This window comes from Streptomyces sp. NPDC090088, from assembly GCF_044747345.1.
Taxonomy (GTDB): Bacteria; Actinomycetota; Actinomycetes; order Streptomycetales; family Streptomycetaceae; genus Streptomyces.
This window is the reverse complement of the sequence record NZ_JBIVDZ010000014.1, coordinates 131,110-157,072: the sequence shown is the minus strand read 5'-3', so window position 1 is coordinate 157,072 and position 25,963 is coordinate 131,110. Positions and strand designations below refer to the sequence as shown.

23 protein-coding genes are annotated in these 25,963 nt (G+C 73.7%); 18 read left to right on the top strand and 5 right to left on the bottom strand.

Annotation, left to right across the window (positions count from 1 at the left end):
* Positions 1–54: 54 nt before the first annotated feature.
* From ACIPSJ_RS48615 to ACIPSJ_RS48570, 10 genes are all read left to right on the top strand, one after another.
* Positions 55–2,445, top strand: a complete 2,391-nt coding sequence (locus tag ACIPSJ_RS48615; RefSeq protein ID WP_401356228.1) for an MFS transporter — start codon at positions 55–57, stop codon at positions 2,443–2,445.
* 174 nt (positions 2,446–2,619) lie between these two features.
* Positions 2,620–5,067: a SpoIIE family protein phosphatase gene (locus tag ACIPSJ_RS48610; RefSeq protein WP_401356226.1), complete on the top strand. Its 2,448-nt coding sequence runs from the start codon at positions 2,620–2,622 to the stop codon at positions 5,065–5,067.
* 139 nt (positions 5,068–5,206) lie between these two features.
* Entirely contained in the window at positions 5,207–5,932 is a 726-nt protein-coding gene (locus ACIPSJ_RS48605; RefSeq protein WP_401356224.1) for a class I SAM-dependent methyltransferase, read from the top strand.
* Between the two features lie 148 nt (positions 5,933–6,080).
* A complete protein-coding gene (locus ACIPSJ_RS48600; RefSeq protein ID WP_401356223.1) occupies positions 6,081–6,914 on the top strand; it encodes a M55 family metallopeptidase in 834 nt (277 codons plus the stop codon).
* Positions 6,907–8,211: a M20/M25/M40 family metallo-hydrolase gene (locus tag ACIPSJ_RS48595; RefSeq protein WP_355719294.1), complete on the top strand. Its 1,305-nt coding sequence runs from the start codon at positions 6,907–6,909 to the stop codon at positions 8,209–8,211. The genes ACIPSJ_RS48600 and ACIPSJ_RS48595 overlap by 8 nt, the downstream gene beginning before the upstream one ends.
* A gap of 8 nt (positions 8,212–8,219) precedes the next feature.
* Positions 8,220–10,151 carry a prolyl oligopeptidase family serine peptidase gene (locus ACIPSJ_RS48590; protein ID WP_401356220.1) on the top strand — a complete coding sequence of 644 codons (1,932 nt, stop codon included), beginning with the start codon at positions 8,220–8,222 and terminating at the stop codon, positions 10,149–10,151.
* Complete coding sequence (locus ACIPSJ_RS48585; protein WP_359225417.1) at positions 10,148–11,071, top strand: LD-carboxypeptidase; 924 nt, start codon at positions 10,148–10,150, stop codon at positions 11,069–11,071. Before ACIPSJ_RS48590 ends, ACIPSJ_RS48585 begins: the two co-directional genes overlap by 4 nt.
* Before the next feature lie 60 nt (positions 11,072–11,131).
* Complete coding sequence (locus ACIPSJ_RS48580; RefSeq protein ID WP_355719286.1) at positions 11,132–11,377, top strand: DUF1049 domain-containing protein; 246 nt, start codon at positions 11,132–11,134, stop codon at positions 11,375–11,377.
* A gap of 20 nt (positions 11,378–11,397) precedes the next feature.
* Positions 11,398–11,961 (top strand): GNAT family protein, encoded by a 564-nt coding sequence (locus ACIPSJ_RS48575; RefSeq protein ID WP_359225421.1) that lies wholly within the window; start codon positions 11,398–11,400, stop codon positions 11,959–11,961.
* Positions 11,962–12,018: 57 nt separating this feature from the next.
* Positions 12,019–13,968, top strand: a complete 1,950-nt coding sequence (locus tag ACIPSJ_RS48570) for a DUF5107 domain-containing protein (protein WP_401356217.1) — start codon at positions 12,019–12,021, stop codon at positions 13,966–13,968.
* Here ACIPSJ_RS48570 and ACIPSJ_RS48565 read toward each other — a convergent pair whose 3' ends face one another.
* Positions 13,969–14,319 carry a VOC family protein gene (locus ACIPSJ_RS48565; protein WP_359225427.1) on the bottom strand — a complete coding sequence of 117 codons (351 nt, stop codon included), beginning with the start codon at positions 14,317–14,319 and terminating at the stop codon, positions 13,969–13,971.
* Positions 14,320–14,406: 87 nt separating this feature from the next.
* Here ACIPSJ_RS48565 and ACIPSJ_RS48560 point away from each other — a divergent pair, with 87 nt between their 5' ends.
* From ACIPSJ_RS48560 to ACIPSJ_RS48545, 4 genes are all read left to right on the top strand, one after another.
* Entirely contained in the window at positions 14,407–14,832 is a 426-nt protein-coding gene (locus tag ACIPSJ_RS48560) for a phage holin family protein (RefSeq protein ID WP_401356215.1), read from the top strand.
* A 98-nt stretch (positions 14,833–14,930) separates the two neighbouring features.
* Positions 14,931–16,274: an NAD(P)/FAD-dependent oxidoreductase gene (locus ACIPSJ_RS48555; protein ID WP_401356212.1), complete on the top strand. Its 1,344-nt coding sequence runs from the start codon at positions 14,931–14,933 to the stop codon at positions 16,272–16,274.
* Positions 16,271–18,118 (top strand): transketolase, encoded by a 1,848-nt coding sequence (locus ACIPSJ_RS48550; protein WP_401356209.1) that lies wholly within the window; start codon positions 16,271–16,273, stop codon positions 18,116–18,118. The genes ACIPSJ_RS48555 and ACIPSJ_RS48550 overlap by 4 nt, the downstream gene beginning before the upstream one ends.
* Positions 18,119–18,145: 27 nt before the next feature.
* Positions 18,146–18,844: a GvpL/GvpF family gas vesicle protein gene (locus ACIPSJ_RS48545; protein ID WP_401356208.1), complete on the top strand. Its 699-nt coding sequence runs from the start codon at positions 18,146–18,148 to the stop codon at positions 18,842–18,844.
* Positions 18,845–18,869: 25 nt separating this feature from the next.
* Here the strand turns inward: ACIPSJ_RS48545 and ACIPSJ_RS48540 are convergent, their stop codons facing one another.
* The 3 genes from ACIPSJ_RS48540 to ACIPSJ_RS48530 all read right to left on the bottom strand — a co-directional run bounded on the left by ACIPSJ_RS48540 (position 18,870) and on the right by ACIPSJ_RS48530 (position 21,521).
* Positions 18,870–19,040, bottom strand: coding sequence for a hydrophobic protein (locus ACIPSJ_RS48540; protein WP_359225440.1), 171 nt, complete (start codon positions 19,038–19,040; stop codon positions 18,870–18,872).
* A gap of 48 nt (positions 19,041–19,088) precedes the next feature.
* Positions 19,089–19,904 (bottom strand): class I SAM-dependent methyltransferase, encoded by an 816-nt coding sequence (locus ACIPSJ_RS48535; RefSeq protein WP_359225441.1) that lies wholly within the window; start codon positions 19,902–19,904, stop codon positions 19,089–19,091.
* Positions 19,905–20,033: 129 nt separating this feature from the next.
* The gene (locus tag ACIPSJ_RS48530) at positions 20,034–21,521 is read right to left on the bottom strand and encodes a bifunctional phosphatase PAP2/diacylglycerol kinase family protein (protein WP_401356206.1); all 1,488 of its coding nucleotides are present in this window, start codon (positions 21,519–21,521) and stop codon (positions 20,034–20,036) included.
* 73 nt (positions 21,522–21,594) lie between these two features.
* Between ACIPSJ_RS48530 and ACIPSJ_RS48525 the strand changes: the two genes are divergently transcribed.
* From ACIPSJ_RS48525 to ACIPSJ_RS48515, 3 genes are all read left to right on the top strand, one after another.
* Positions 21,595–22,254: a histidine phosphatase family protein gene (locus ACIPSJ_RS48525; RefSeq protein WP_401356204.1), complete on the top strand. Its 660-nt coding sequence runs from the start codon at positions 21,595–21,597 to the stop codon at positions 22,252–22,254.
* A 183-nt stretch (positions 22,255–22,437) separates the two neighbouring features.
* On the top strand, positions 22,438–24,057 hold the full coding sequence (locus ACIPSJ_RS48520; RefSeq protein WP_359214766.1) for an ATP-binding cassette domain-containing protein: 1,620 nt from the start codon (positions 22,438–22,440) through the stop codon (positions 24,055–24,057).
* Between the two features lie 82 nt (positions 24,058–24,139).
* Positions 24,140–24,397 (top strand): DUF6158 family protein, encoded by a 258-nt coding sequence (locus ACIPSJ_RS48515; RefSeq protein ID WP_355719251.1) that lies wholly within the window; start codon positions 24,140–24,142, stop codon positions 24,395–24,397.
* Positions 24,398–24,437: 40 nt separating this feature from the next.
* Here the strand turns inward: ACIPSJ_RS48515 and ACIPSJ_RS48510 are convergent, their stop codons facing one another.
* The gene (locus ACIPSJ_RS48510; RefSeq protein WP_401356201.1) at positions 24,438–24,818 is read right to left on the bottom strand and encodes a DUF2795 domain-containing protein; all 381 of its coding nucleotides are present in this window, start codon (positions 24,816–24,818) and stop codon (positions 24,438–24,440) included.
* A 198-nt stretch (positions 24,819–25,016) separates the two neighbouring features.
* Between ACIPSJ_RS48510 and ACIPSJ_RS48505 the strand changes: the two genes are divergently transcribed.
* Positions 25,017–25,934 (top strand): hypothetical protein, encoded by a 918-nt coding sequence (locus ACIPSJ_RS48505; RefSeq protein WP_401356198.1) that lies wholly within the window; start codon positions 25,017–25,019, stop codon positions 25,932–25,934.
* Positions 25,935–25,963 lie beyond the last annotated feature (29 nt).

Below are 25,963 nucleotides of genomic sequence, written 5' to 3'. Positions count from 1 at the left end.
TAGTTGTCGCCTTACGGCGGGAATTGTGCGCAGGTGCGACGAGGGGAGCGGTACATGGGCGGAACGACGCTGGTGGAGTACGAGGAACCGGCCATGGCGCCTGCGGACGCCCCGGTGCCGGTACCCGCCACGGCCCCCGAACTCGGGCCGCGGCGCACCTGGTTGGTGTTCTGCGGGCTGATGCTCGCGCTGCTCCTCGCCGCGCTGGACCAGATGATCGTGGCCACCGCGCTGCCGAAGGTCGTCGGCGAGCTGCACGGCCTCGACAAGATGTCCTGGGCGATCACCGCCTATCTGCTCACCGCCACCGTCGGCCTCCCCGTCTACGGCAAGCTCGGGGACCTCATCGGCCGCAAGGGCGTCTTCCAGTTCGCGATCCTCGTCTTCGTCGTCGGCTCCGGGCTCGCCGGCCGCGCCGGGAGCATGGACCAGCTGATCGCGTTCCGCGCCGTCCAGGGCATCGGCGCGGGCGGGCTGATGATCGGCGTGCAGGCGATCATCGCGGACATCGTGCCGCCCCGGCGGCGCGGCCGCTTCATGGGCCTGATCGGCGCCGCCTTCGGCCTCGCCTCCGTCGCCGGGCCGCTGCTCGGCGGCTACTTCACCGACCACCTCTCCTGGCGCTGGTGCTTCTACGTCAACGTCCCCTTCGGGCTGGTCACCCTGGCCGTCATCACCGCCGTACTGAAACTCCCCAAACCCCGGGCCCGCGGCCGCTTCGACGTGCTGGGCGCGCTGCTGCTCGCCGCCGCCTCCACCTGCCTCGTCCTGCTGACCAGTTGGGGCGGGACGGAGTACGCGTGGGGCTCGCACGTCATCCTCGGGCTCGGCGCGGGGGCGGTGGTCGCCACCGGGCTGTTCCTCGTCGTCGAGCACCACGCGGTCGAACCGATCATCCCGCTGCGGCTGTTCCGGGACTCCGTCTTCAACGTCACCGGACTGGTCGGACTGGTCGTCGGCGTCGCCCTGTTCGGCGCCGCCAGCTATCTGCCGACCTTCCTCCAGATGGTCGACGGCGCCTCCGCGACCGAGTCCGGGCTGCTGATGCTGCCCATGATGGGCGGGATCGTCGGCGCCTCGATCGTCGCCGGGCAGCTCATCAGCCACACCGGGCACTACCGGATCTACCCGGTCCTCGGCGGGGGACTGTCGGTCGTCGGCATGTGGCTGCTCTCCCGGCTCGAAGTCGGCACGCCCCGCTGGCAGTACAGCATCTGGATGGCCGTGCTCGGCGCCGGGATCGGCCTGGTGATGCCGGTGCTCGTCCTCGCCGTCCAGAACTCCGTACCGCCCGCCGACCTCGGCACCGCCACCAGCGCCAACAACTACTTCCGGCAGATCGGCGGCAGCGTCGGCGCCGCCGTCTTCGGGACCCTCTTCGCCGGCCGGCTCACCGACGCCCTGCACCGACACCTCCCCGCCCGCGCCGGCGCCCGCCTGCCCGACCCCGAGTCCCTCACCCCGCAGCTCGTCCACGCGCTGCCCCCGGCGCTGCGCGACGCCTACATCCGCGCCTACGCCGACGCGATGCCCCGGATCTTCCTCTACCTGGTCCCGGTGCTCGTCCTCGGCCTGCTCGTGGCCTGCTTCCTCAAGGAGAAACCGCTGGTGTCCCACCCCACCGCCGAAACCGAGTCCGTTCCCGTGAACGCACCGATCCCGCAAGCCCGTTCGCCACACATGGGCGCCGGGATCCCCGTCTGCGGCACCGTGCAGCACCCCGACGGGACCGTGGTGCCGCGCGCCGCGCTCACCCTCATCGACGCCGTCGGCCGCCAGATCGGCCGGGGCGCCAGCGCCGACGACGGCCGCTACGCGCTGGCCACGCCCGGCTCCGGGTCCTACGTCCTGATCGCCGCCGCCGGCGGGCACCAGCCGCAGGCCGTCACCGTGACCGTCGGCGAGCGGCCCGTCGAACTGGACGTGGTCCTCGGCGGCGCCGGACGCCTCGCGGGCAGTGTGCTCACCGCCGACGGCACCCCCGTACGGGACGCCACCGTCACCCTCACCAACGTGCACGGCGAGGTCGTCGCCAGCACCCGCAGCGGGCGTGAGGGCGGCTATGTCATCAGCGAGCTGGTGGCCGGCGAGTACACCCTCGCCGCCAGCGCCCCCGCCTTCCGCCCGGCCGCCCTCCCGGTCACCGTCCAGGCCTCCCGGGAGACCCGGCAGGACGTCGAACTCGCGGGCGGCGCCGTGCTGAAGGGCACCGTCCGGGCCGGCGGCGGGCGGCCCGTGGAGGACGCCCGGGTGACGCTGCTGGACGCCGCCGGGAACGTGGTGGACACCCTGACCACCGGCGCGGACGGAACGTTCCGGTTCGTCGACCTCTCCTCCGGCGAGTACACCGTCATCGCCGCCGGCTACCCGCCGGTCGCCACGGTTCTCCAGGTCGCGGGCGGCGGCCGCACCGAACGGGATCTCCAGCTCGGCCACGAGGACTGAGAGAGGACGGGACGGGAACCGAGTGCGCACCGCCGCGGGGCGCGGACCTGCGCGCCGGTGCGATCCGGTGAAACCAATTCCAGGATTGCCACACATCGCAACCGGCCCCCACCGTACGGTAGTGGCGGGCGGCACAGATCTTTTGCGGAGCCGTGGGGAGAGAGGGCCTGGGCCATGGACCATGGCGGCGAGCGGGACGCACCTCCCAGCCTCGGTGCTGGGGACGGCGCGGCAGGCCGCATCCCCCTGGCCGTGGTCGTCGTCGACCGCGAAGGCCAGGTCTCCCACTGGAGCACCGGCGCCCGGCGGCTCTTCGGCGCCGCCAGGGAGGAGGCCGTCGGCCGCTCCGTGCTCGATCTGCTGCCCGTCTCCGGGGCGCTCCCCGAAGAGGACGAGATCACCCCGTACGGGGCCTACGCCGCGTACGACGGACTCGGCCCCGACCTGGAGTCCTCCCTCGACGGACGGCTGAACTTCCCGGCTGCGGGCCGCGCCCGGCTCACCGTCCCCGACCGCGACCGCGTCGATGTGCTCTGGTGGGCGTATCCGCTGGTCGGCCCGGGCGACGAGCGGCTGCTGGTGCTCGCCGCCGACACCGAACGGCTGCGCCGGACCGGCCAGGACGAGGACATGGCCTTCGAGCGCGTCGCGCCCGGATTCGCCCTGCACACCGACTTCCCGGGCGCCGAGGAACTCGCCCGCCGGCTCCCCGAGATCCTGCCCAGCATGAGCGTCGACGAGAGCGCCCGGATCGTCGCCCAGATCCTCGAACTCGGCTACCCCATCCTGGAGTTCAGCCAGAACGACCGGGTCCCGGTCACCCCCGACTGGGGCGTCGCCCGGCGCGCCGAGCGCAAGGCCCGCCGGGAGCGCGCCGCCGCCGTGGCCGCCCAGGGGCTGCCGCTGCCCGACGAACTCGCCGAGGACGAGGGCGAGGACCTGGAGTACGTCGCCGTACGCGAGCGCCTCGAGTTCCTCAACGAGGTCAGCGGGAAGATCGGCACCTCGCTCGACCTGTCCCGGACCATCGTCGAGGTCAGCAGAGCCGTCGTACCCCGCTTCACCGACGTCGCCGGCACCTACCTCCGCGAACAGGTCGTCGCCGGCGAGGGGTTCCCGGACGGGGTGCCGGACACCACCACCATGTGGCACCGGGTCGCCCTCGAACACACCGACGAACCCGGCCGCTGGGACGACGTCGTCCCGGTCGGCGAGGCCATGCCCTTTCCGGCGCACACCCCGTTCTTCCAGTGCATGACCAGCGGCGAACCGGTCCTGGTACCCCGGATCAGCGAGGAGATGGGCCATGCCATCGCCTCCCAGTTCGAGAAGCGCGACATCCGGCCGCTGATCACCGGCCGCTCGATGCTGGTCGTCCCGCTCAAGGCACGCAATGTCGTGCTCGGCTTCATGATCCTGCTGCGCCACCCCGAGCGCGAGATGTTCAACGACATGGACCGGGTCACCGGCGCCGAACTCGCCGCCCGGGCCGGACTCGTGCTCGACAACGCCCGTATGTACACCTTCCAGGAGAGCGTCGCCGAGACCCTCCAGGACAGCATGCTGCCGCATATCCCGCCGCGCATGGCGGGCTGTGACATCGCCACCCGCTATCTGCCCGGCACTCTGCTCGGACGGGTCGGCGGCGACTGGTTCGACTCCGTGAAACTCCCGGGCGCCCGCACCGCCCTGGTCGTCGGCGACGTCATGGGCCACGGCCTCAACTCGGCCGCGATGATGGGCCAGTTGCGCACGGCCGTCCAGACCATGGCGGCCCTGGACCTGCCGCCCGCCCAGCTCCTGCGCAACCTCGACGACCTGGCCCAGCGCCTCGGCGACGGCTATCTCGCCACCTGCCTCTACGCGGTCTACGACCCGATCGAGGGCGAACTGCACCTCGCCAACGCCGGCCACATCCCACCCGTGCTGGTGCGAGCCGTCGACGCGCGCAGCGAACTCCTCGACCTGCCCACCGGGGCACCCATCGGCGTCGGCGGGGTCGCCTTCGAGTCGCTCAGGGTGCGCGTGGAGCCCGGCGACCGCCTGGTGATGTGCACCGACGGGCTCGTCGAGATGCGCGGCGAGGACATCGGCGTCGGCCTCGCCACCCTCTGCGAGTCCGCCGCCCACCCGGCCGCCTCCATGGACGACGCCTGCGACACCATCATCCGCGCCCTCAACACCCGCGGCGGCCGCAAGGACGACGTCGCCCTGCTGATGGCCCGGCTCAACGGCATCGAGCCCGAGGACGTCGCCGAATGGCGGCTCGCACTCGACCCCGCCGAGGTCCGCCGCGCCCGCGCCGCCGTCCGCGAGCAACTGCACGACTGGGGCCTGGCCCGGCTCGCCGACCCCGCCGAACTGATGGTCAGCGAGCTGGTCACCAACGCGATACGGCACTCGCACAGCCGCCCGGTCCAGCTCCGGCTGATCCGCGGCGAGACCCTGCTGTGCGAGGTCGATGACGACGACCACACCCTGCCCACCCTGCTCGGCACGGACCCCGGCGCCGAGACCGGACGCGGACTGCGCGTGGTCAGCACCCTCGCCCGGGAGTGGGGCACCAGCCGTACCTCCGCCGGAAAGACGGTGTGGTTCGAGCTCACCTCACGGCGCCGCTGATCACGGCAGGGGGCGCGTTCCCACGAAAGTGGGGTGAAGGAACGCGCCGGGCGCTTGTGGCCGAAACCTGCGCAGGGTAGACCGTACTGGCTCGTCACTTACGGCGGGTCATATGCGGCTGCACCCTGGGGAGTTGGACATGAGCGTGACGAGTCGATACCGGGATGCCTGGGAGGGGTTCTGGCGCGAGGCGCCGGACGAGCCGGGGGCGGTGTTCTGGGACGCCGAACCGGGCGTGACCGCCGCGGTCCACGTCTCCCTCTTCGAGCCCCACCTCACCGATCCCGGCCTGCCCCTGGTCGACCTGGGCTGCGGCAACGGCACCCAGACCCGCTTCCTCGCCGGCCGCTTCCCGCGCGTCCTGGGCGTCGACATCGCCGAGGCCGCCCTGGAGCACGCCCGGCACGCCGACCCCGCCGAGGTGGTCCGCTACCGGGTCCTCGACGCGGCCGAGAAGACCGAGGCCGAGGCGCTGCACGCCGAGCTCGGCGACGCCAACGTCTATATGCGGGGCGTCCTGCACCAGTGCGAGCCCGACGACCGGCAGCCGCTGACCGACGCCATAGCCACCCTCGTCGGCACCCGCGGCCGGGTCTTCCTCGTGGAGCTCTCCGAGGCCGCCCGGCCCGTCCTCGGCGGCCTCGCCCAGAGCCCGGCCGGCCCGCCGCCCAAGCTCGCCCCGATCTTCCGGCACGGCATAGCCCCCGGCGAGGTCGCCGACGACGCGGTGCCGGAGTACCTGCGCAACGCCGGCCTGAGCGTCCTCGCCGACGGCGAACTCCCCTTGACCACCACCGAGTTCACCCCGGACGGGGAACCGATCGTGCTGCCCTCGAAGTGGGTGCTGGCCGGCCGGGAGAACTGACGGAACGGGCACTGGGGTCCGCCGGTCCCCGGCAGGGCAGACCCCGGCGCCCGGCCCGCCGCACGGGTCCAAACCGTCACCTGGACGGTCGCAGACCCGCCTGTCGCACCATGGCCGCCCCGGCCCGCGACGCGTAACGTGGCGGACCATGAAGATCCTCATCAGCGCCGACATGGAGGGCGCCACCGGGGTGACCTGGCCCGGCGACGTACTGCCCGGGACACCGCAGTGGGAGCGGTGCCGGCCGATGTTCACCTCCGACGTCAACGCCGCCGTCCTCGGCTTCTTCGACGGCGGCGCCGACGAGGTCCTCATCAACGAGGCCCACTGGAGCATGCGCAACCTGCTCCTGGAGCAGCTCGACGAACGCGCCGAGATGATCACCGGCCGCCACAAGACCCTCTCCATGGTCGAGGGCGTGCAGCACGGCGACATCGACGGCATCGCCTTCATCGGCTACCACACCGGCGCCGGCATGGAGGGCGTCCTCGCCCACACCTACCTCCCCAACTCCGTCACCGGCGTCTGGCTCAACGACGTCCGCGCCAGCGAGGGCCTGCTCAACGCGCATGTCGTCGCCGAGTACGGCGTCCCCGTCGTCCTCTTCACCGGCGACGACCTGGCCTGCGAGGACGCCCTCGGCTACGCGCCCGAGGCTCTCAAGGTCGCCGTCAAGGACCATGTGTCGAGGTACGCGGCGGTGTGCCGGACACCCGCACGGACCGCCGGCGACATCCGCGCCGCCGCCAAGGACGCGGCCCGGCTCGCGGTACGGCACGAGCCCGTGACCGGCGGGCCGTTCACCGTCGCCCTGGAGTTCGACGCCGAGCACCTCGCCCTCTCCGCCACCGTCGTCCCCGGCGTCGAGCGGACCGGCGAGCGCAAGGTCGCGTACACCAGCGCGACCATGTACGAGGGCATCCGCACCTTCAAGGCGGTCACCACGATCGTCTCGGCCGCGGTGGAGGAGCAGTATGGCTGACGAGCAGGCACTCGACGAGGTCGTCCGGTTCACGTCCGACCTGATCCGGATCGACACCAGCAACTTCGGCGACGGCGCCTGCCGGGAGCGGCCCGCCGCCGAGTACGCGGCCGGGCAGCTGGCCGGGGCGGGCCTGGAACCGGTCCTGCTGGAGCGCACCGAGGGCCGTACCAACGTCGTCGCGCGCATCGCCGGCACCGACCCGGGCGCGGACGCGCTCCTGGTCCACGGCCATCTCGACGTGGTGCCCGCGCAGGCCGCCGACTGGAGCGTCGACCCCTTCTCGGGGGAGATCCGCGACGGTGTGGTGTGGGGCCGGGGCGCCGTCGACATGAAGAACATGGACGCGATGATCCTGGCGGTGGTGCGGTCCTGGGCCAGGGAGGGGGTCCGGCCGCGCCGGGACGTCGTCGTCGCGTTCACCGCCGACGAGGAGGCCAGCGCCGTCGACGGCTCCGGCTTCCTCGCCGACCACCACCCCGAGCTGTTCGAGGGCTGCACCGAGGGCGTCAGCGAGTCCGGTGCCTTCACCTTCCACGACGGCACCGGACGCCGGCTGTACCCCATCGCCGCCGGGGAACGCGGCACCGGCTGGGTCAAGCTCACCGCGCGCGGCCGGGCCGGACACGGCTCCAAGGTCAACAAGGAGAACGCGGTCACCCGCCTCGCCGCCGCCGTCACCCGTATCGGCGAGCACGAGTGGCCGCTCCGCCTCACCCCGACCGTCCGGGCGGCCCTCACCGAACTCGCCGCGCTCTACGGCATCGAGGCGAGGCTGGACCAGGCCGACGTGCTCCTGGAGAAGCTCGGCCCGGCCGCCAAGCTGGTCGAGGCCACCGTCCGCAACAGCGCCAACCCGTCCATGCTGAACGCCGGTTACAAGGTCAACGTCATCCCCGGCGAGGCCGTCGCCTTCGTCGACGGACGTTTTCTCCCCGGCACCGAGGACGAGTTCCGCGCCACCCTCGACAAGCTCACCGGGCCCGACGTCGACTGGGAGTTCCACCACCACGGGGTCGCCCTGGAGGCACCGCTGGACACCCCGACGTACGCCCGGATGCGCGCCGCCGTCCAGGAGTTCGCCCCCGAGGGGCACGTCGTGCCGTACTGCATGTCCGGCGGCACCGACGCCAAGCAGTTCTCCCGGCTCGGCATCACCGGCTACGGCTTCGCCCCGCTGAAGCTGCCCGAGGGCCTGGACTACCAGGCGCTCTTCCACGGCGTCGACGAACGCGTCCCCGTCGAGGCCCTCCACTTCGGGGTCCGGGTCCTCGACCGCTTCCTGCGCACGGCCTAGGAGACCCGATGGAGACGAAGCCGTACGGCTCCTGGCCCTCACCCGTCGACGCGGCCCTGGCCGCCGCCCACGACGGCCACCCCGAATGGGTGGGCTTCGTCGGCGACGAGACCTGGTGGACCGAACCCCGTCCGGCGGAGGGCGGCCGCCGGACCCTGGTGCGCGGGACCACCGGCGAGTCCGCGCTGCCCGCGCCGTGGAACGTCCGCAGCCGGGTCGTCGAGTACGGCGGACACCCCTGGGCCGGTACCGTGCGCGCCGACGGACGGCAGCTCCTGGTCTTCGTCCACTTCGACGACCAGCGGCTGTACGCGTACGAGCCCGGCGGCGAGCCCCGCCCGCTCACCCCGCCCGGACCACGCTGGGCACAGCCGCAGTTGCTGCCGGACCGGCACGAAGTCTGGTGCGTCCTGGAGGAGTCCACCGGGGACGGACCCGACGAGGTGCGCCGGGTGCTCGCCGCCGTACCGCTGGACGGCTCGGCCGCCGGTGACCGGGCCGCCGTACGCGAACTCACCGACGGCCGGCACCGGTTCGTGACCGGACCCCGGATCTCGCACGACGGCCGCCGGGCCGCCTGGCTGGCCTGGGACCACCCCCGGATGCCGTGGGACGGCACGGAACTGCTCGTCGGCGAGGTGGGCGAGGACGGTGTCCTGCACGCGGTCCGCACGGTGGCCGGCGGCCCGGAGGAGGCCGTCGCCCAGGTGGAGTGGTCGGCGGACGACCGGCTGCTGTACGCGAGCGACCGCAGCGGCTGGTGGAACCTCTACCGGGACGGCACCCCCCTCTGCCCGCGCGCGGAGGAGTTCGCCGGGCCGCTCTGGCAGCTCGGCCAGCGCTGGTTCGCCCCGCTGGACAACGGGCTGATCGCCGTCGTCCACGGCCGTGGCTCGACCGCGCTCGGGATACTGGACCCGGAATCCGGCGAGGTCGCCGACGCCGCCGGGCCGTGGACCGAGTTCGCGCCCACCCTCGCGGTGCACGGCAGCCGCGTCCTCGCGGTCGGCGCGAGCCCGCGCACCGCCTACGAGGTGATCGAACTCGACACCGCGAGCGGCCGCGCCCGGGTCGTCGGCGCCCCGCACCAGGACGCGGTCGACCCCGCCCACTACCCCGGACCACAGGTCCGCACCTTCGCCGGGCCCGGCGGCCGCGAGGTGTACGCACACGTCTACCCGCCCCACCACCCGGGCCACTGCGCGCCCGCCGGCGAGCTGCCGCCGTACGTCGTCTGGGCGCACGGCGGCCCCACCAGCCGGGTGCCCCTCGTCCTCGACCTGGCGATCGCCTACTTCACCTCCCGGGGCATCGGGGTCGCCGAGGTCAACTACGGCGGCTCGACCGGGTACGGCCGGGAGTACCGGAACCGGCTGCGCGGGCAGTGGGGCGTGGTCGACGTCGAGGACTGCGCGGCCGTCGCGCTCGCCCTCGCCGCCGAGGGCACCGCCGACCGGGCCAGGCTCGCGATCCGGGGCGGCAGCGCCGGCGGCTGGACCGCCGCCGCCTCCCTGACCGGCACCGACGTGTACGCCTGCGGCACCATCGCCTACCCCGTCCTGGACCTGTCCACCTGGGGTCCGGGGGAGACCCACGACTTCGAGTCCCGCTACCTGGAATCCCTGATCGGGCCGCGAGCCGAGGTGCCCGAGCGCTACACCGAGCGGTCGCCCGTCGCGCACGCCGACCGGCTCACGGTGCCCTTCCTGCTGCTCCAGGGCCTGGACGACGTGATCTGCCCGCCCGCGCAGTGCGAACGCCTCCTCGCCCGGCTCGACGGACGGCGCGTGCCGCACGCGTACCTGACCTTCGAGGGCGAGGGCCACGGCTTCCGCCGGGCCGAGACCCTGGTGCGCGCGCTGGAGGCCGAGCTCGCCCTGTACGCTCAGGTGTTCGGGCTGGACGTGCCCGGGATCCCCGAGCTGGAGCTGGTGAAGTGACCGAACCGACACGGCCGGCGCGGCTCGCCGCCGGAGCGCGGGTCGCCGTGGTGGCGCCCAGCGGGCCGGTGGTGGAGGAACGGCTCCAGGCGGGTCTGGACATCCTGCGCGGCTGGGACCTCGACCCGGTGGTGGCACCCCATGTGCTCGCCAGGGACGGGCGGCTCGGGTACCTCGCGGGCTCCGACGCCGACCGTGCCGCCGACCTCCAGCGGGCCTGGTGCGACCCGTCGGTCTCCGCCGTGCTCTGTGCCCGCGGCGGCTACGGCGCCCAGCGCCTGGTCGACCTGCTCGACTGGGAGGCCATGCGGGCGGCCGGGCCGAAGGTGTTCGTCGGCTTCAGCGACGCCACCGTGCTGCACGAGGCGTTCGCGACCCGGCTCGGGCTCGCCACCCTGTACGGGCCGGTGGCCGCGGGCGCCGACTTCGTCAAGAGCGCCGAGGCGCAGGAGCACCTGCGGGCCACCCTGTTCGCCCCGGAGACGGTCCGCACGATCACCGGCCGGGGCACGGCACTGGTGCCCGGCCGGGCCCGGGGCGTCACCGTCGGCGGCTGCCTGCGGCTGCTCGCCACCGGCCTCGGCACCCCGCACACCCACCCCGGCGCCCGCGGCGGACTGCTCCTCCTGGAGGACGTCGGCGAGCAGCCGTACAGCCTCGACCGCAGCATCACGCAGCTGCTGCGGTCCGGCCGGCTGGACGGCGTCGCCGGGATCCTGCTCGGCTCCTGGGACCGGTGCGGGCCGTACGAGGACGTACGGGCGATGCTCGCCGACCGGCTCGGCGGCCTGGGCGTGCCGGTGCTGGAGGAGTTCGGTTTCGGCCACTGCGAGGCCGCCCTGACCATGCCGCTTGGCGTACCGGCCGAGCTGGACGCGGACGCGGGCACGCTGACCCTGCCGGATCCGGCGCTGCGCTGAGGCCGTCTGCGGTGGGCCGCTCGCCGTGCGCGGCGGGGGCCCCGGGCGCACTCTGGTCGTATGAGCCCGAAGACCTCGGAGAGCCGGGAGCGGACCGGTGGGCGGCGCGGGGTGCTGATGACCCCCGGCCGGATCGCGGTGCTCGTGCTGGGGATCCTCGGCCTCGTCTTCATCTTCGGGAACACCCGGGCGACCCGGATCCGGCTGCTGGTCCCCGTGGTCACCACACCCCTGTGGATCGCGCTGCTCGCCACCGGTCTCATCGGCGCCCTGTGCGGCTCCTATTTCACGCGCCGCCGCCGGTGACCCGGCGTTAGGGTGGCCGGATGCCGCACATCGCCTCCCGCTACCTCGCCGAGGGCCCCCGCGTGGGCATCCGCCCCTACACCTACGAGGACGGGGCCGAGTTCATCGCCCGGTCCAGGGAGAGCAAGGACCTGCACCAGCCGTGGCTGTTCCCGCCCACCACGGACGCGGCCTACGCCGGCTACGCGGGACGGCTGATCGAGGACCGCAGCAAGGCCGGGTTCCTGGTCTGCGAGAAGGACGCCGGTGAACACGGGGGTGCCCTCGCCGGGTTCATCAACATCAACAACATCGTCGAGGGCGGCTTCCAGTGCGGTGCCCTCGGCTACGGCGTCTTCGCGCACGCGGCCGGGCGCGGCCTGATGCGGGAGGCCATGGGACTGGTCGTCGGCCACGCCTTCGGCCCGATGCGGCTGCACCGGCTGGAGATCAACGTCCAGCCCGGGAACACCGCGTCCATCGCGCTCGCCCGCGGCGCCGGGTTCCGGCTGGAGGGCTTCTCGCCCGACATGATCTACATCGACGGCGCCTGGCGGGACCACGAACGGTGGGCGATCACCGCGGAGATGCGCGCCGCCGGCTGACCTTTGCGCAATCCTGACCGGCAGCGCCCCTGGCCGACTCACCCCGCTGCGGGTTCCATGGTGATCGTGACGAGGATCCGACGTGAGGTACTGACCCTGCCCGCGGCGGAGTTGGGCCCGGACAACCCGCTGCCCCCGCTCCGCCCCCTCGAAGAACTCCACCGGGTCGACGACCGCGACCGGGAGGACCTGCCACGGGACACCGCCCGGCAGATCGGCTACGAACCGCTGCGCAGCCTCCTGCCGGTACGCATCCGCGACGGCTACGGCAGAACCCGGGCACCCCGGGCCCTCGACGCCCTCGTCATCGAGAACGACCGGCTGCGCGCCACCGTCCTGCCCGGCCTCGGCGGCCGGGTCGCCTCCCTCGTCCACCTGCCCACCGGCCGCGAACTCCTCTACCGCAACCCGGTGTTCCAGCCCGCCGACCTCGCGCTCAACGGCGCCTGGTACGCGGGCGGCATCGAATGGAACATCGGCGCCACCGGGCACACCGCCCTCTCCTGCGCCCCGCTGCACGCGGCCCGCGTCCCCGCCCCCGACGGACGGGGGCACCACCCACGCCGTTCAGGCAGTGGGGGAGAGATGCTCCGCCTCTGGGAGTGGGAGCGGCTGCGCGACCTGCCCTTCCAGGTCGACCTCTGGCTCCCGGACGGCTCCGACTTCCTCTACGTCGGCGTCCGCGTCCGCAACCCGCACGAACACCCGGTACCGGCCTACTGGTGGTCCAACACGGCCGTACCGGAGGACCGCCGGGTGGTGGTCCCGGCCACGGAGGCCTGGGAGTTCGGGCCCGAGCGACGGCTGCGGAGGGCGCCCGTTCCGTCGTACGACACCCAACCCCCGTACGCCACCGACTGGTTCTACGACATCCCGGACGGCCGGCGCCGCTGGATCGCCGCGCTGGACACCGACGGGTACGGGCTGGTGCAGACCTCGACCGGCGAACTGCGCGGCCGTAAGCAGTTCGTGTGGGGCTCGGGTCCCGGTGGCCGGCGCTGGCAGGAGTGGCTCACCGAACCCGGCAGCGGCGGCTACCGCGAGATCCAGGCCGGTCTCGCCCGTACCCAGCTGGAGCACGTCCGCATCGAGGCGGAGAGCGAGGTGTCCTGGCTGGAGGCCTACGGGCCGCTGACGGCGGCGCCGGAGCGGGTCGAGGAGGAGCTGGAACTCGCCCTGCCCCGGGCCGGGTTCGAGGCCGCCCGGGCCGCCTGGCAGCCGTACGCCGACACCGAACCCGGCGAGATCCTCGCCACCGGGTCCGGCTGGGGCGCGCTCGAAGTGCTGCGCGGCGACTGGAAGTTGCCCGGCACCCCGTTCGCCGGGTCGACCCTCGGCGAGGACCAGGCGCCCTGGGCGGAGCTGCTGCGCACCGGCACCCTGCCCGAGCCCCGCCGGGTCAGGCCGCCCGGCCCGACCCTGGTCGCCCCGCACTGGCGGGACATGCTGGAGACGGCCCCCGCCACCCCGCACACCGAGTACCACCTAGGCATCGCCCAGTGGCACGCCGGCGACCGGGCCCAGGCCGTCCGCAGCTGGGAGCGCGCGCTCCCGCTCGCCCCGTCCCTGTGGCCGCTGCTGCGCTGTCTCGCCGTCGCCGACCAGGAGTACGGGCACCACGAGCGGGCCGCCGAGCGGTACGCCGACGCCTTCGACGACCTGTGCCGGGAGCGCCGCGACGACGGTGAGGCCTGGACGGCGGCCTGCGCGGCGCTCGGTCGAGAGGCCCTCGAAGCGCTGCTGCGGGTACGACGGGTCGCGGACGCCCGCGTGGTGTGGGAGGCGCTGCTGCCCGCGACCCGGGAGCGGGGCCGATTCCGGCTCCTGGAGGCCGAGTTGCTGCTCGCGGAAGGGCGGCGGGCCGAGGCCGCAGCGGTGTTCGAGGCCGGGTTCGAGGTCGCCGACCTGCGGGAGGGGACCGATCCGGTCGGCCGGGTCTGGCAGCGGCTCGGTGACGAGCCGCTGCCCGGTCGCTACGACTTCCGGATGCGGCCGCGGACCCCCTGATCAGTCGTGGTTCTGGTCGACGTACTCGAAGATCGAGCCGTCCGGGTGCATCGCGAGCAGGGTGCGGCCGACGGGCGTGGGCACCGGACCCAGGAGGATCCGGGCGCCGAGCCCGTCGAGCAGCCGGTGGGCCTCCTCCACGTCCTTCACCGCGATCGTCGCGGCCACCTTGCGCAGCACCTCCAGCTCCGACTCCGGGCCGCTCATCACCAGGAAGGAGCCGACCGCAGCGACCTGGACCCCGCCACGTTCGAAACGGAGGGCTCTGCCGCCGGTGAGGCGTTCGTAGAACGGGATCGCGGTCTCGATGTCGTCGACGCAGATGCGCAGAGAGGCGCCCAGAATCTCCATGCGACGAGCCTAGTTGGGGCGGCACGGGATGGCGTCACCTCCGGTGATCCCCTGTTACGGCTTTTCGCGCCCGGGTACCCGGGCGGTATGGAGCACATCGAACATCTGGAGCATCTGGACAAGGAGCTCGTCGACGAACTGGCGCAGGTCGCGCGCGAGACCGTACGGGACGAGCTGCGCGAGCAGAGCCGGAAGCGGCGGCGGGCGGCGGTGTTGTACGGCGCGTCCGGTGCGGTTGCCTTGTACGCCGGGGGTGCGGTGGCGCTGGCCGTGGTGCTGGCGTGGGCGATCGTGCTGCCGGGGTGGGCCGCGGCGCTGGTCACGGCGGTGATCCTGGGCGTGGTGGCCTTCGCGTTGCGGGAGGCGGCACGGCCGAAGAGGGCGCATGCGCCGCATCGGGTGGTCGGAGGGACGGCACCGGTGGCTCCGCCGAGTGGGATGGGGATGCCCTATCCCCCCATGCCGTCGGAGCCTCCCGGTTGGGATCACGAGGGGCCGCATCATCGGGCGTGAGAGCGGAGCGCCGTTGCTTTCGGCGGGCGGCGTTTGAAGGGGCCGCCTACGGTTACCTGGGAGGGCCCTGGACCTCGTCGTGTTTCCGGAGGCGTGCTGTGAGTCGTCGACCCCGGATAGTGATCGTCGGTGCCGGGTTCGCCGGGTATCGCGCGGCCCGCACGCTTGCGCGGCTGGCCCGGGACCGGGCCGAGATCGTCGTGCTCAACCCGACCGACTACTTCCTGTATCTGCCGCTGCTGCCACAGGTGGCCGCGGGGATCCTGGAGCCCCGGCGGATCGCCGTGCCGCTCTCCGGTGAGCTGCGCGGGGTGCGGGTGGTGCTCGGGGAAGCGGATCATGTCGACCTGGACCGCCAGGCCGTGCACTACACCGACCCCGAGGGCGCCGGTGGCGGTCTCGGCTATGAGCGACTGGTGCTGTCGGTCGGGAGTGTCAACAAGTTGTTGCCGGTTCCCGGTGTCGCGGAGCACGCGCACGGCTTCCGGGGGCTGCCCGAGGCGCTGTATCTGCGCGACCACGTGATCCGGCAGATCGAGCTGGCCGCCGTCGCCGGTGATCCGGGGCTCGCCGCCGCGCGGTGCACCTTCGTGGTGGTCGGCGCCGGGTACACCGGCACCGAGGTCGCCGCCCAGCTGCGGATGCTCACCGTCGACCTGGCCCGCCGGATCCGGCTGCCGCACGGGGTGCGGCCGCGCTGGCTGCTGCTGGACACGGCGCCCCGGGTGCTGCCCGGGATGGACGAGAAGCTGTCCCGGACGGCCGACCGGGTGCTGCGCCGCCGGGGGGTCGAGGTGCGGACCGGGACCTCCGTGAAGGAGGCCGCCCGGGACGGGGTGCTGCTCTCCGACGGGGAGTTCGTCGCGTCCCGGACCCTGGTGTGGTGTGTGGGGGTGCGGCCCGATCCGCTGGTGGAGGGGACCGGGCGGCCGCTGGAACAGGGGCGGCTGATCGTCGATCCGTACCTCCAGGTGCCCGGCTGCCCCGACGTGTTCGCCTGCGGGGACGCGGCCGCCGTCCCCGACCTGGTGCGTCCCGGCGCGTTCACACCGATGACCGCCCAGCACGCCTGGCGGCAAGGGCGGGTGGCCGGCGAGAACGTGGCCGCCTCGCTCGGCGTCGGACGGCGCCGGCGCCCCTACCGCCATCGTGACCTGGGGTTCGTCGTCGACCTCGGGGGCGTCCAGGCCGCCGCCGACCCGCTCGGGGTACCGCTGTCCGGGCTGCCCGCCGGGCTGGTGACCCGCGGCTACCACCTGGCGGCGATGCCCTCGGGCCGGGTCCGGGTCGCCGCCGACTGGCTGCTGGACGCCGTGCTGCCGCGCCAGGGCGTCCAGCTGGGCCTCGTACGGTCCTGGTCGGTGCCCCTGGACACGGCCTCGCCCGAGCTGCCCGCGGCCCCCCGATCCGTTACCGACACTCCCTCGGAAGGAGCCTCATGAACACCGCCGAACTCGTCGAACTCGCCCAGCAGTTGCGCGTGGACAGCGTGCGGGCGGCCGCCGCGGCCGAGTCCGGGCATCCGACCTCGTCGATGTCGGCCGCCGACCTGATGGCGGTGCTGTTCGCCCACCATCTGCGCTACGACTTCGACCGCCCCGCCCACCCCGGCAACGACCGCCTCATCCTCTCCAAGGGCCATGCCTCGCCGCTGCTGTACGCCGCGTACAAGGCGGTCGGTGCCCTTGAGGACGCGGAACTGCTCACCTTCCGCAGGCTCGGCAGCCACCTGGAGGGACACCCGACCCCGCGCCGGCTGCCGTGGGTGGAGACCGCCACCGGCTCCCTCGGCCAGGGCCTGCCCGTGGGCGTCGGCGTCGCGCTGTCCGGGAAACGGCTGGAGCACGGCCGCTACCGGGTCTGGGTGCTGTGCGGGGACAGCGAGCTGGCGGAGGGCTCCGTGTGGGAGGCCGCCGAGCACGCCGGGTACGAGCACCTCGACAACCTCACCGCGATCGTGGACGTCAACCGGCTCGGCCAGCGCGGCCCCACCCGGCACGGCCACGACCTCGACGCCTACGCCCGGCGCTTCCAGGCCTTCGGCTGGCACACCGTGCAGATCGACGGCCATGACGTGGACGCCGTCGACCGGGCCTACGGCGAGGCCGTGGCCACCGCGGGACAGCCCACCGTGATCCTCGCCCGCACCCGCAAGGGCCGGGGCGTCGCCGCCGTCGAGGACCGCGAGGGCATGCACGGCAAGCCGCTGCCGAACCCGCAGGAGGCCATCGCCGAACTGGGCGGCCCGCGTGACCTCAAGGTCCATGTGAAGGAACCGCCGGCCGCCCGCGCGCTGCACTCCGTGCCCACCGGCCCGCTCGAACTGCCCCGCTACGACAAGGGGGACCGGGTCGCCACCCGCGACGCCTTCGGCAAGGCGCTGGTCGCGCTCGGCCACGCCCGCGCCGACGTGCTCGCGCTGGACGGCGAGGTCGGCGACTCCACCCGTACCGAGCTCTTCGGCAAGGAACACCCGGACCGCTACTTCGAGTTCTACATCGCCGAACAGCAACTCGTGGCCGCCGCCGTCGGCATGGCCACCCGCGGCTGGGTGCCGTACGCGGCCACCTTCGCCGCGTTCCTCAGCCGGGCCCACGACTTCGTGCGCATGGCCTCGATCAGCGGCAGCGGCATCAACCTGGTCGGCTCGCACGCGGGCGTGGCCATCGGACAGGACGGGCCCTCCCAGATGGGCCTGGAGGACCTCGCGATGTTCCGCTCGCTGTACGGCTCGACCGTGCTGTACCCGTGCGACGCCAACCAGACCGCCCGGCTCGTCGCGACCATGGCCGGGCTCGACGGCATCCGCTATCTGCGCACCTCGCGCGGGGCGGGCCCGGTGATCTACGGCGCGGACGAGGAGTTCCCGGTCGGCGGCAGCAAGGTGCTGCGCGCCTCCGAGGAGGACCGGCTGACGGTGGTCGCCGCGGGGGTCACCCTGCACGAGGCGCTGAAGGCCGCCGACGCGCTCGCCGAGGACGGCATCCCGGTCCGGGTCGTCGACCTGTACTCCGTCAAGCCCGTCGACCGGCAGACCCTGCGCCGCGCCGCCGAGGAGACCGGCTGCCTGCTCACCGTCGAGGACCATCACGAGGAGGGCGGGCTCGGCGACGCGGTCGCGGAGGCGTTCGCCGACGGCAGGCCGGTACCGCGTCTGGTCCGGCTCGCCGTCCGGATCATGCCGGGCTCGGCCGCGCCCGACCAGCAGCTGCACGCCGCCGGCATCGACGCCGATGCGATCGCGGCGGCCGGACGGCTGCTGGTCGAGGAGGCGATCGTGCGCTGACCGGCGACGTGACCTGAAGGAGGAGCGATGACCGCACAGGCCGGACTCCGGTACGTGTACGCCGTCTGCCGCCCCTTCGCGGCGGCCCTCCAGGCCCAGTGCACGGGCGTGGCCGGCACCCCGCCGGGCCTGCTCAGGCACCACGGCCTGGTCGCCGTCGTGAGTACGGTCCCGGAGCGCGACTTCGCCGCGGAGCCGCTGCGCGCACGGCTGGCGGACCCGGAGTGGCTGGCCGCGACCACCCGCGCCCACCAGGGGGTGGTCGACGCGCTCACCACGGTCACCACGCCCCTGCCGCTCGGGCTCGCCACGGTCTTCCGGGACGACAGTGCCGTACGGGTCATGATGGAGGCCCGCGAGGCCGAGTTCCTGCGCACCCTCGACCGGCTCGACGGACGGGTCGAGTGGGGCGTGACCCTGTACGCCGAGCCGACCGGGAACGCGTCCGAGAACGCACCCCGGCCCGCCGAGGAATTCGCCCGCATTCTGCACGAGCGGTTTTCCCGACGGGCCGAGGATTCCCGGCTGCACCGTCCGCACGACGTGCCGTATTCCGGTGCTCCCGGGCGGAGCCTGCTCGACGCGGCTTATCTGGTGCCGCGCGCGGATTCCGAGGAATTCGTGGAGCTGGTCGACCGCGCGAAGGGCGAGAAACAGGGAATTCGGGTGGAACTCGCCGGACCCTGGGCGGCCTACTCGTTCACGGAACCGGGCGAGCCGGACTGACCGGCCCGGCGCGGCGCCGGTCGCCTCACCACCGGTACCAGCGGCCCCGGCCGCCCGCGCTGGTCGTGCCGCGCGCCAGGAATCCGAGGAGCCACAGCACGAGTACGGCGAGCGCGATCCACCAGAGTACGTTCACCGCAAATCCGGCACCGAAGAGAATCAGGACCAGAAGCAGTACGAGAAGAATGGCAACCATAATGTGAACCTCCTGCGGATCGGGTTTCCCGAAATCCGCGGATCACGCTCACTTGCGGCAGAGAATCTCTCCGTGCAGGACGGCGAACCAGCCGTCCTCCCGCCCTGCCCACTCCCGCCAGGCCGCCGAGATCTCCGCCAGCTGCCCGGTGGTCGCGTGGCCGCCCTCCGTGGCCAGCCCGGCGTAGGAGGAGGCGACCGTGCGGTCCGCCCACAGCCCGCCCCACCACGCCCGCTCCTCGGCCGTGCTGTACGTCCAGGTCCCGGAGGTGGCCGTGATGTCGGTCAGCCCCGCCGCCAGCGCCCAGGACCGCAGCCGCCGCCCGGCGTCCGGCTCGCCCCCGTTCGCCCGGGCCACCCGCCGGTACAGTTCCGACCAGTCGTCCAGGCCGGGCACCGCCGGGTACCAGGTCATCGCCGCGTAGTCCGAGTCGCGTACGGCGATGAAGCCGCCGGGCTTGGTGACCCGGCGCATCTCGCGCAGCGCCTGCACCGGGTCGCCCACGTGCTGGAGCACCTGGTGGGCGTGGACCACGCAGAAGGTGTCGTCCGGGTAGTCCAGCGCGTGCACGTCGGCGACCGCGAAGTCCACGTTCGTCAGGCCGCGCCCGGCGGCGGTGGCGCGGGCCTGCTCCAGGACGCCCGGTGCGTGGTCCACACCGGTGACCCGGCCCTCGGGGACCAGCGCCGCCAGGTCCGCGGTGATCGTCCCCGGGCCGCAGCCGATGTCCAGGATCCGCATGTGGGGCTTGAGCGAACCCAGCAGATAGCCGGCCGAGTTGGCGGCGGTGCGCCAGGTGTGGGAACGCAGCACCGACTCGTGGTGCCCGTGCGTGTAGACGGCGGTCTCCTGTGGCTTCGACATGGCTCAACCCCTTCGCGTCACACCGGCGGACGGGGCCGGACGACCCCGTCCCGCGGTAGCCGCAACGCTACGCCCGCATGCCGAATAATGAGACCCGCGTTTTACGATGTGGACTGACGGTTGGTCACCTCAGGGCAGCGGCCGGTACACGGTCAGTGCCTCCGGCAGCTTCTCCACCGTCATCTCGCCCTTCACGTCGGTGACTTCACCGTCGAAGGCGAGCGGGGTCCCGGTCGCGAGGCCGGTCAGACGCAGCCTTCGCACCTTCACCTCCGCCAGTGCGGGGGACCGGGGGAGCGGGCCCGCGAGGGCGGCGGAGAGGAGCCGGAGCGCCGGGTGCCGGCCGCCGTGCACCACCCGGACGTCGAGCAGTCCGTCCGCCAGGTCGGTGCGGCGGCCCGGGGCCAGGCCCATCCGGTGGTAGATGCAGTTCCCGACGAACAGCAGCCACAACGGGTGTGCCTCGCCGCCGAGTTCGACTTGCAGCGGATGCCGGTCCGTGCGCAGCACGCGCAGCGCGGCCAGCACCTCGGCGGGCCGGCCGCCGATGCGGTGCGCCCAGCGCTCCCGCTCACGCACCAGCTCCGGGTAGACGCCCAGGCTGAGCGTGTTGAGGAAGACACCCTCCCGGTCCTGGGCGGCGAAGCGGCCGACGTCCACCCGGACCGCCTCGCCCTCGCGCACCGCACGGCCCAGATCCCGGCCGTCCTCCACGCTCAGGTCGTAGGCGAAGTGGTTGAGGGTGCCGCCGGGCAGCACCGCCAGCGGCAGCCCGTGGCGCAGGGCGACCCCGGCGGCCGCGTTCACCGTGCCGTCGCCGCCGCACACGCCGAGCGCCCGGGCCCGGGTCGCCGCCTTCTCCAACTCGGCGCCCACGTCCGCCGGTTCGCACTCCACGAGCTCCGCGTCCGGCAGCTCGTCGCGCAGCACCCGCACCCGGTCGGCGCTGCCCGAGGCCCGGTTGGCGACGACCACCAGACCCTCCCCGCCGGGCAGCGCCGGGGCGCTCGCGCGGGGCCGGGGCGGCGGACCGGTCTGGGCCCGGGTCGGCACCAGCGCCCGTACGGCGAACGCGGCGCCCGCGCCGAGCACCGCGCCCGCGAGCACGTCGCTCGGGAAGTGCACCCCCGTGTAGACCCGGGACATGGCGACGGAGAACGCCACCGGAGCCACCACCGCGCCCCAGGCCGGGGACTCCAGGGCGACACCGGTCGCGAAGGCGGCCGCCGACGCGGCGTGACCGGAGGGGAAGGACGTCGTGATCGGCTGCCGCTTCAGGTGCCGCACCGTCGGCACCGGGTCCAGGAGCGGCCGGGGGCGGCGCACCGAGCGCTTGCCGAGGGTGTTGACGGTCAGGGAGGCCAGGGCGAGCGAGGCCAGGCCGCGGACGGCGGCCCGGCGGGCGCGCGGGGTACGGGACGCGGCCACCGCGGCGGCCGCGGCGCACCACAGCACCCCGTGGTTGGCGCTCCGGCTCAGCCGGGGCAGCACCGGCCCGGCGAACGGCCAGTGCCGCTCGGCGGCCACCTCGAACAACCGGCTGTCGAGGGCGAGCAGCCGGTCGCGCAGCGCGTGCCGGCCGGGCTTCGGGACGGTCAGGTCGAAGTCTGGGTTCATGCGGGTGCGGTTACCCTGAAGTGGCCGTTTCCTGCCGGATACGCGGTGCGGTCGAGTGAGAGGAACCCTCCGGATGCGCCTGCTCCTCATACGTCACGGGCAGACCCCGACCAATGTCGAGTTCCTCCTCGACACCGCCGTACCCGGCCCCGGGCTCACCGCGCTCGGCGAGCGGCAGGCCGCGGCGCTGCCCGCGGCGCTCGCCGAGGAGGACATCGAGGCCCTCTACGTCTCCACCCTGATCCGCACCCAGCGCACCGCCGCCCCGCTGGCCGCCGCCCGCGGCCTCGACCCGATCGTCCGCGACGGCATCCGCGAGGTCTTCGCGGGCGACCTGGAGATGCTGCCCGGCCACTCCGAGCACGGCGAGGAGTACATGCGGACCGTGTTCGCCTGGGCCGGCGGCGACACGGGGCTGCGCATGCCCGGCGGCGAGACCGGGGCGGAGGTCCTGGCCCGCTACGACGCGGTGGTCGCCGAGGCGGCCGCGAGCGGCGCCGGGACGGTCGCCATGATCAGCCACGGCGCGGTCATCCGCCTCTGGACGGCGGCCCGCGCGGCCAACGTCGACGTCCCCTACGCCGCCTCCCGCCCCCTCGACAACACCGGCGTCGTGATCCTGGACGGCACCCCGCAGGACGGCTGGAAGGCGCTGTCCTGGGAAGGGGCGGTGGTGGAGCCGACGGGGGTGAGCGGGCCGACGGGGGAACGGGTGGATTCGGTGACGGAGTGATGCCGGGTGCGGCCCGGTGGGGGCTGGTCGCGCAGTTCCCCGCGCCCCTGAAGGGGCGCTGCGGCAACGCGCCCTGAAGGGGCGCGGGGAACTGCGCGAGCAACCACCACGCACCCGCGGCCGAGGACGGCGGGTCGATAACGGTTTGCCCCATGCCGGGCAGGCCCCGCAGAATCGCTGACCATGGGACATCTGGAAGCCGCGCACCTCGAGTACTACCTCCCCGACGGGAGGGCGCTGCTCGGCGACGTGTCCTTCCGGGTGGGCGAGGGCGCGGCCGTCGCGCTGGTCGGCCCCAACGGCGCCGGCAAGACCACCCTGCTCCGGCTGATCTCGGGCGAACTGAAGCCGCACGGCGGCACCGTCACCGTGAGCGGCGGCCTCGGCGTCATGCGCCAGTTCGTGGGCTCCGTACGCGACGAGACGACCGTACGCGACCTGCTGGTCTCCGTCGCGCCGCCCCGGATCCGGGAGGCCGCGCAGAGCGTCGACAAGGCCGAGCACGCCCTCATGACCGTCGACGACGAGGCCGCCCAGCTGCGGTACGCGCAGGCCCTCGCCGACTGGGCCGAGGTGCGCGGCTACGAGCACGAGACCCTCTGGGACATGTGCACGACGGCCGCGCTCGGGGTGCCGTACGAGAAGGCCCAGTGGCGGCAGGTGCGCACGCTCTCCGGCGGCGAGCAGAAGCGGCTGGTGCTGGAGGCCCTGTTCCGGGGCGCCGACGAGGTGCTGCTGCTCGACGAGCCGGACAACTACCTCGACGTCCCCGGCAAGCGCTGGCTGGAACAGCAGCTGAAGGAGACCCGCAAGACGGTCCTGTTCGTCTCCCACGACCGTGAGCTCCTCGCCCGCGCCGCCGAGAAGATCGTCTCCGTGGAGCCCTCACCGACCGGCGCCGACGCCTGGGTGCACGGCGCCGGCTTCGCCACCTACCACGAGGCCCGGCGCGAACGCTTCGCCCGCTTCGAGGAGTTGCGCCGCCGCTGGGACGAGAAGCACGCCCAGCTGAAGAAGCTGGTGCTGAACCTCCGGCAGGCGGCCGCCGTATCGCACGAGATGGCGTCCCGGTACGCGGCCGCGCAGACCCGGCTGCGCAAGTTCGAGGAGGCCGGCCCGCCGCCGGAGCCGCCGCGCGAGCAGGACATCAGGATGCGCATCAAGGGCGGCCGTACCGGCGTCCGGGCCGTCACCTGCGCGGGACTCGAACTGACCGGCCTGATGAAACCCTTCGACCTGGAGGTCTTCTACGGCGAACGGGTCGCCGTGCTCGGCTCCAACGGCTCCGGCAAGTCGCACTTCCTGCGGCTGCTGGCCGGCGAGGACGTGACGCACACGGGGGAGTGGAAGCTGGGCGCGCGTGTGGTGCCCGGGCACTTCGCCCAGACCCACGCCCACCCCGAGCTGCGGGGCCGTACGCTCCTGGACATCCTCTGGACGGAACACTCCCAGGACCGCGGCGCGGCGATGTCCCGGCTCCGCCGCTACGAGCTCACCCAGCAGGCCGAACAGACCTTCGATCGACTGTCGGGCGGGCAGCAGGCCCGGTTCCAGATCCTGCTGCTGGAGCTCCAGGGCGTCACGGCACTGCTCCTCGACGAGCCGACCGACAACCTCGACCTGGAGTCCGCCGAAGCGCTCCAGGAGGGTCTGGAGGCCTTCGACGGCACGGTCCTCGCCGTCACCCACGACCGCTGGTTCGCCCGCTCCTTCGACCGCTACCTGGTCTTCGGCAGCGACGGCCGGGTCCGCGAGACCCCGGAACCGGTGTGGGACGAGCGCCGGGTGGAGCGCGTCCGGTAGGGAGGCTCGCGGGCCCGGATGTTCGTACAGTGGATGCAGGGATCCGGACCGCCGGGACGGACACGACGAGCGGGGTACCACCATGACTGGAGTCGACCCCAGCCGGCTGGACGACCAGCAGCTCATGAAGGAGCTGGAGAACATCCACCGGACGCGCCACGACACCCTGCTGTACGGCTCCAACGACGCGCTGCGCGCCCACAACGAGCGCATGGCCCAGCTGGAGGGCGAGTACCTGCGCCGCAATCCGCGCCGCCTCGTCGCGGCCGGCCGCACCCGGGAGGGCGCCCGCGAGCGCGGCTGCGCCGAGACGGCCACACCGGGGGCCTCCGCGAGCTGAGGCCCCCGGCGGCGCGGGGGTACCTCGCCGGCGTCCCGGCTCACTTCTCGCCGAGCACCGCCTCGGCCAGCGCGAACAGGCTGTCGTAACGCTTCGCGCGTGGCAGCCGGGACACCCGCCGGACCAGGGCGTCGGACGCGTTGCCGCGGCGCAGCACGTCGGCCAGCTCCCTGGGCTGTGCCGGGAAGTCGTGCCGGGTCAGGGACCGGGCCAGCTCCAGCCGCACCGTCGCCGGTGACGGCTGCGCGCTGGTCCACGGCCGGATCGGGGCGCGGAAGACCTCCGGATCGTCCTCCGCGGGCGGCTCGGGGTCGTTCCAGTCCTCCGTGCGGGTCGGATGCCCGGACCTGAGCAGTTCCCGCAGCTCGTGTTTCATCTCGTCGTCCCGGTGGACGCTCAGCCGGTCACTGCCTCGCTGCATGTCTCCCTCCAGGTGCTTCGGGGGTGCCGGACGCGTACCCGGGGAGCGCGGGCCGACACGGGGATCGGTCACCCGAAAGTGCGGGGGTGTCCCGCGAATGGGGGTCGGCCGCGCGCGGCACGGTGCGGGGCGGGCTGTGATGGCTGCGGGGGCACGAGCCGCCTGTCCCGCAGCCGTACGTCTCAAGGAGCCCACCTCATGCGCCGCACCGTTCGCGCCCTGTCCGTCGCCGTCCTGGCGGGTGCCGCGTGCGGCGCCGCCGGCCCGGCCGCCGCCCGGCCCGGGACCACCGTCACCGTCTCCGTGACCTGCGGGGACCGGGCCGAGGTCTATACGGAAGGCGGTACGACGAGTGCTGCCGGTCGGGACCCGGCCTCGGCCCCCGACGGGGCCTGCCCGGCGGCGGGCGGGGAGCAGCCGCAGCAGCCCGGGACCGTGCCCTTCCCGGTCACCGGGGGCGACGACGCCGGCGCGCTGCCGCCGGTCGTGGGCGGCGACCTCCCGCCGGGCCCGGACACCGCGGTGCCGCCGGGCGACGGCGGCGGCACGGCTCCGCGCGGGGACGCGGGTACGGCTCCGCGCGGGGACGCGGGTACGGCTTCACGCGGGGACGCCGGTACGGCTTCACGCGGGGACGCCGGTGTGTCTCCGCATGGTGACGGCGGTGTGCCTCCGCGGGGCGACGAGGGGACGGGCGCCCACTACGGGGACGACGACGGCACGGCGTCGCGGGGTGACGAGGGCACGGGCGCCCACCACGGGGACGACGGCACGGCCTCCCGGGGCGACGACGGCACGGCCTCGCACGGGGACGGCGGCACCGGGGGTCACGGGGACGACGGCACGGTGCCGTGGAAGAACGACGAGCGGCCGTGTGCGGCGGAGGGGCAGGCACAGAAGTCGTGCGGCGGGGATGAGCAGGAGTGCGACGGAGGGCGCGGCGGCGGTGACACGTCCTGTGCCCCGCCGGGCGTGCAGCACGGGGTGGAGGCCGGGGAAGGGGGCGCCTTCACCGAGTCGGTGCCCGCCCTGGCCGCCGGCGGGCTGCTGATCGCGGCCGCGTGCGGCGGCGCCGCGTACCGGCTGTGGGGCGGTAGGTTCCGCGCGGACGGCTGACCCGGTCACCGCAGCCGGCGACGGAGCAC

Excerpts from the sequence above, each read along its gene's own strand:
- ACIPSJ_RS48530 (WP_401356206.1), bottom strand. The coding sequence starts at position 21,521 with ATGAACCCAGACTTCGACCTGACCGTCCCGAAGCCCGGCCGGCACGCG.
- ACIPSJ_RS48535 (WP_359225441.1), bottom strand. The coding sequence starts at position 19,904 with ATGTCGAAGCCACAGGAGACCGCCGTCTACACGCACGGGCACCACGAG.
- ACIPSJ_RS48515 (WP_355719251.1), top strand. The coding sequence starts at position 24,140 with ATGACTGGAGTCGACCCCAGCCGGCTGGACGACCAGCAGCTCATGAAG.
- ACIPSJ_RS48565 (WP_359225427.1), bottom strand. The coding sequence starts at position 14,319 with ATGGAGATTCTGGGCGCCTCTCTGCGCATCTGCGTCGACGACATCGAG.
- ACIPSJ_RS48590 (WP_401356220.1), top strand. The coding sequence starts at position 8,220 with ATGGAGACGAAGCCGTACGGCTCCTGGCCCTCACCCGTCGACGCGGCC.
- ACIPSJ_RS48595 (WP_355719294.1), top strand. The coding sequence starts at position 6,907 with ATGGCTGACGAGCAGGCACTCGACGAGGTCGTCCGGTTCACGTCCGAC.
- ACIPSJ_RS48545 (WP_401356208.1), top strand. The coding sequence starts at position 18,146 with ATGACCGCACAGGCCGGACTCCGGTACGTGTACGCCGTCTGCCGCCCC.
- ACIPSJ_RS48600 (WP_401356223.1), top strand. The coding sequence starts at position 6,081 with ATGAAGATCCTCATCAGCGCCGACATGGAGGGCGCCACCGGGGTGACC.
- ACIPSJ_RS48610 (WP_401356226.1), top strand. The coding sequence starts at position 2,620 with ATGGACCATGGCGGCGAGCGGGACGCACCTCCCAGCCTCGGTGCTGGG.
- ACIPSJ_RS48605 (WP_401356224.1), top strand. The coding sequence starts at position 5,207 with ATGAGCGTGACGAGTCGATACCGGGATGCCTGGGAGGGGTTCTGGCGC.
- ACIPSJ_RS48580 (WP_355719286.1), top strand. The coding sequence starts at position 11,132 with ATGAGCCCGAAGACCTCGGAGAGCCGGGAGCGGACCGGTGGGCGGCGC.
- ACIPSJ_RS48550 (WP_401356209.1), top strand. The coding sequence starts at position 16,271 with ATGAACACCGCCGAACTCGTCGAACTCGCCCAGCAGTTGCGCGTGGAC.
- ACIPSJ_RS48525 (WP_401356204.1), top strand. The coding sequence starts at position 21,595 with ATGCGCCTGCTCCTCATACGTCACGGGCAGACCCCGACCAATGTCGAG.
- ACIPSJ_RS48520 (WP_359214766.1), top strand. The coding sequence starts at position 22,438 with ATGGGACATCTGGAAGCCGCGCACCTCGAGTACTACCTCCCCGACGGG.
- ACIPSJ_RS48540 (WP_359225440.1), bottom strand. The coding sequence starts at position 19,040 with ATGGTTGCCATTCTTCTCGTACTGCTTCTGGTCCTGATTCTCTTCGGT.
- ACIPSJ_RS48575 (WP_359225421.1), top strand. The coding sequence starts at position 11,398 with ATGCCGCACATCGCCTCCCGCTACCTCGCCGAGGGCCCCCGCGTGGGC.
- ACIPSJ_RS48505 (WP_401356198.1), top strand. The coding sequence starts at position 25,017 with ATGCGCCGCACCGTTCGCGCCCTGTCCGTCGCCGTCCTGGCGGGTGCC.
- ACIPSJ_RS48570 (WP_401356217.1), top strand. The coding sequence starts at position 12,019 with ATGGTGATCGTGACGAGGATCCGACGTGAGGTACTGACCCTGCCCGCG.
- ACIPSJ_RS48510 (WP_401356201.1), bottom strand. The coding sequence starts at position 24,818 with ATGCAGCGAGGCAGTGACCGGCTGAGCGTCCACCGGGACGACGAGATG.
- ACIPSJ_RS48615 (WP_401356228.1), top strand. The coding sequence starts at position 55 with ATGGGCGGAACGACGCTGGTGGAGTACGAGGAACCGGCCATGGCGCCT.
- ACIPSJ_RS48560 (WP_401356215.1), top strand. The coding sequence starts at position 14,407 with ATGGAGCACATCGAACATCTGGAGCATCTGGACAAGGAGCTCGTCGAC.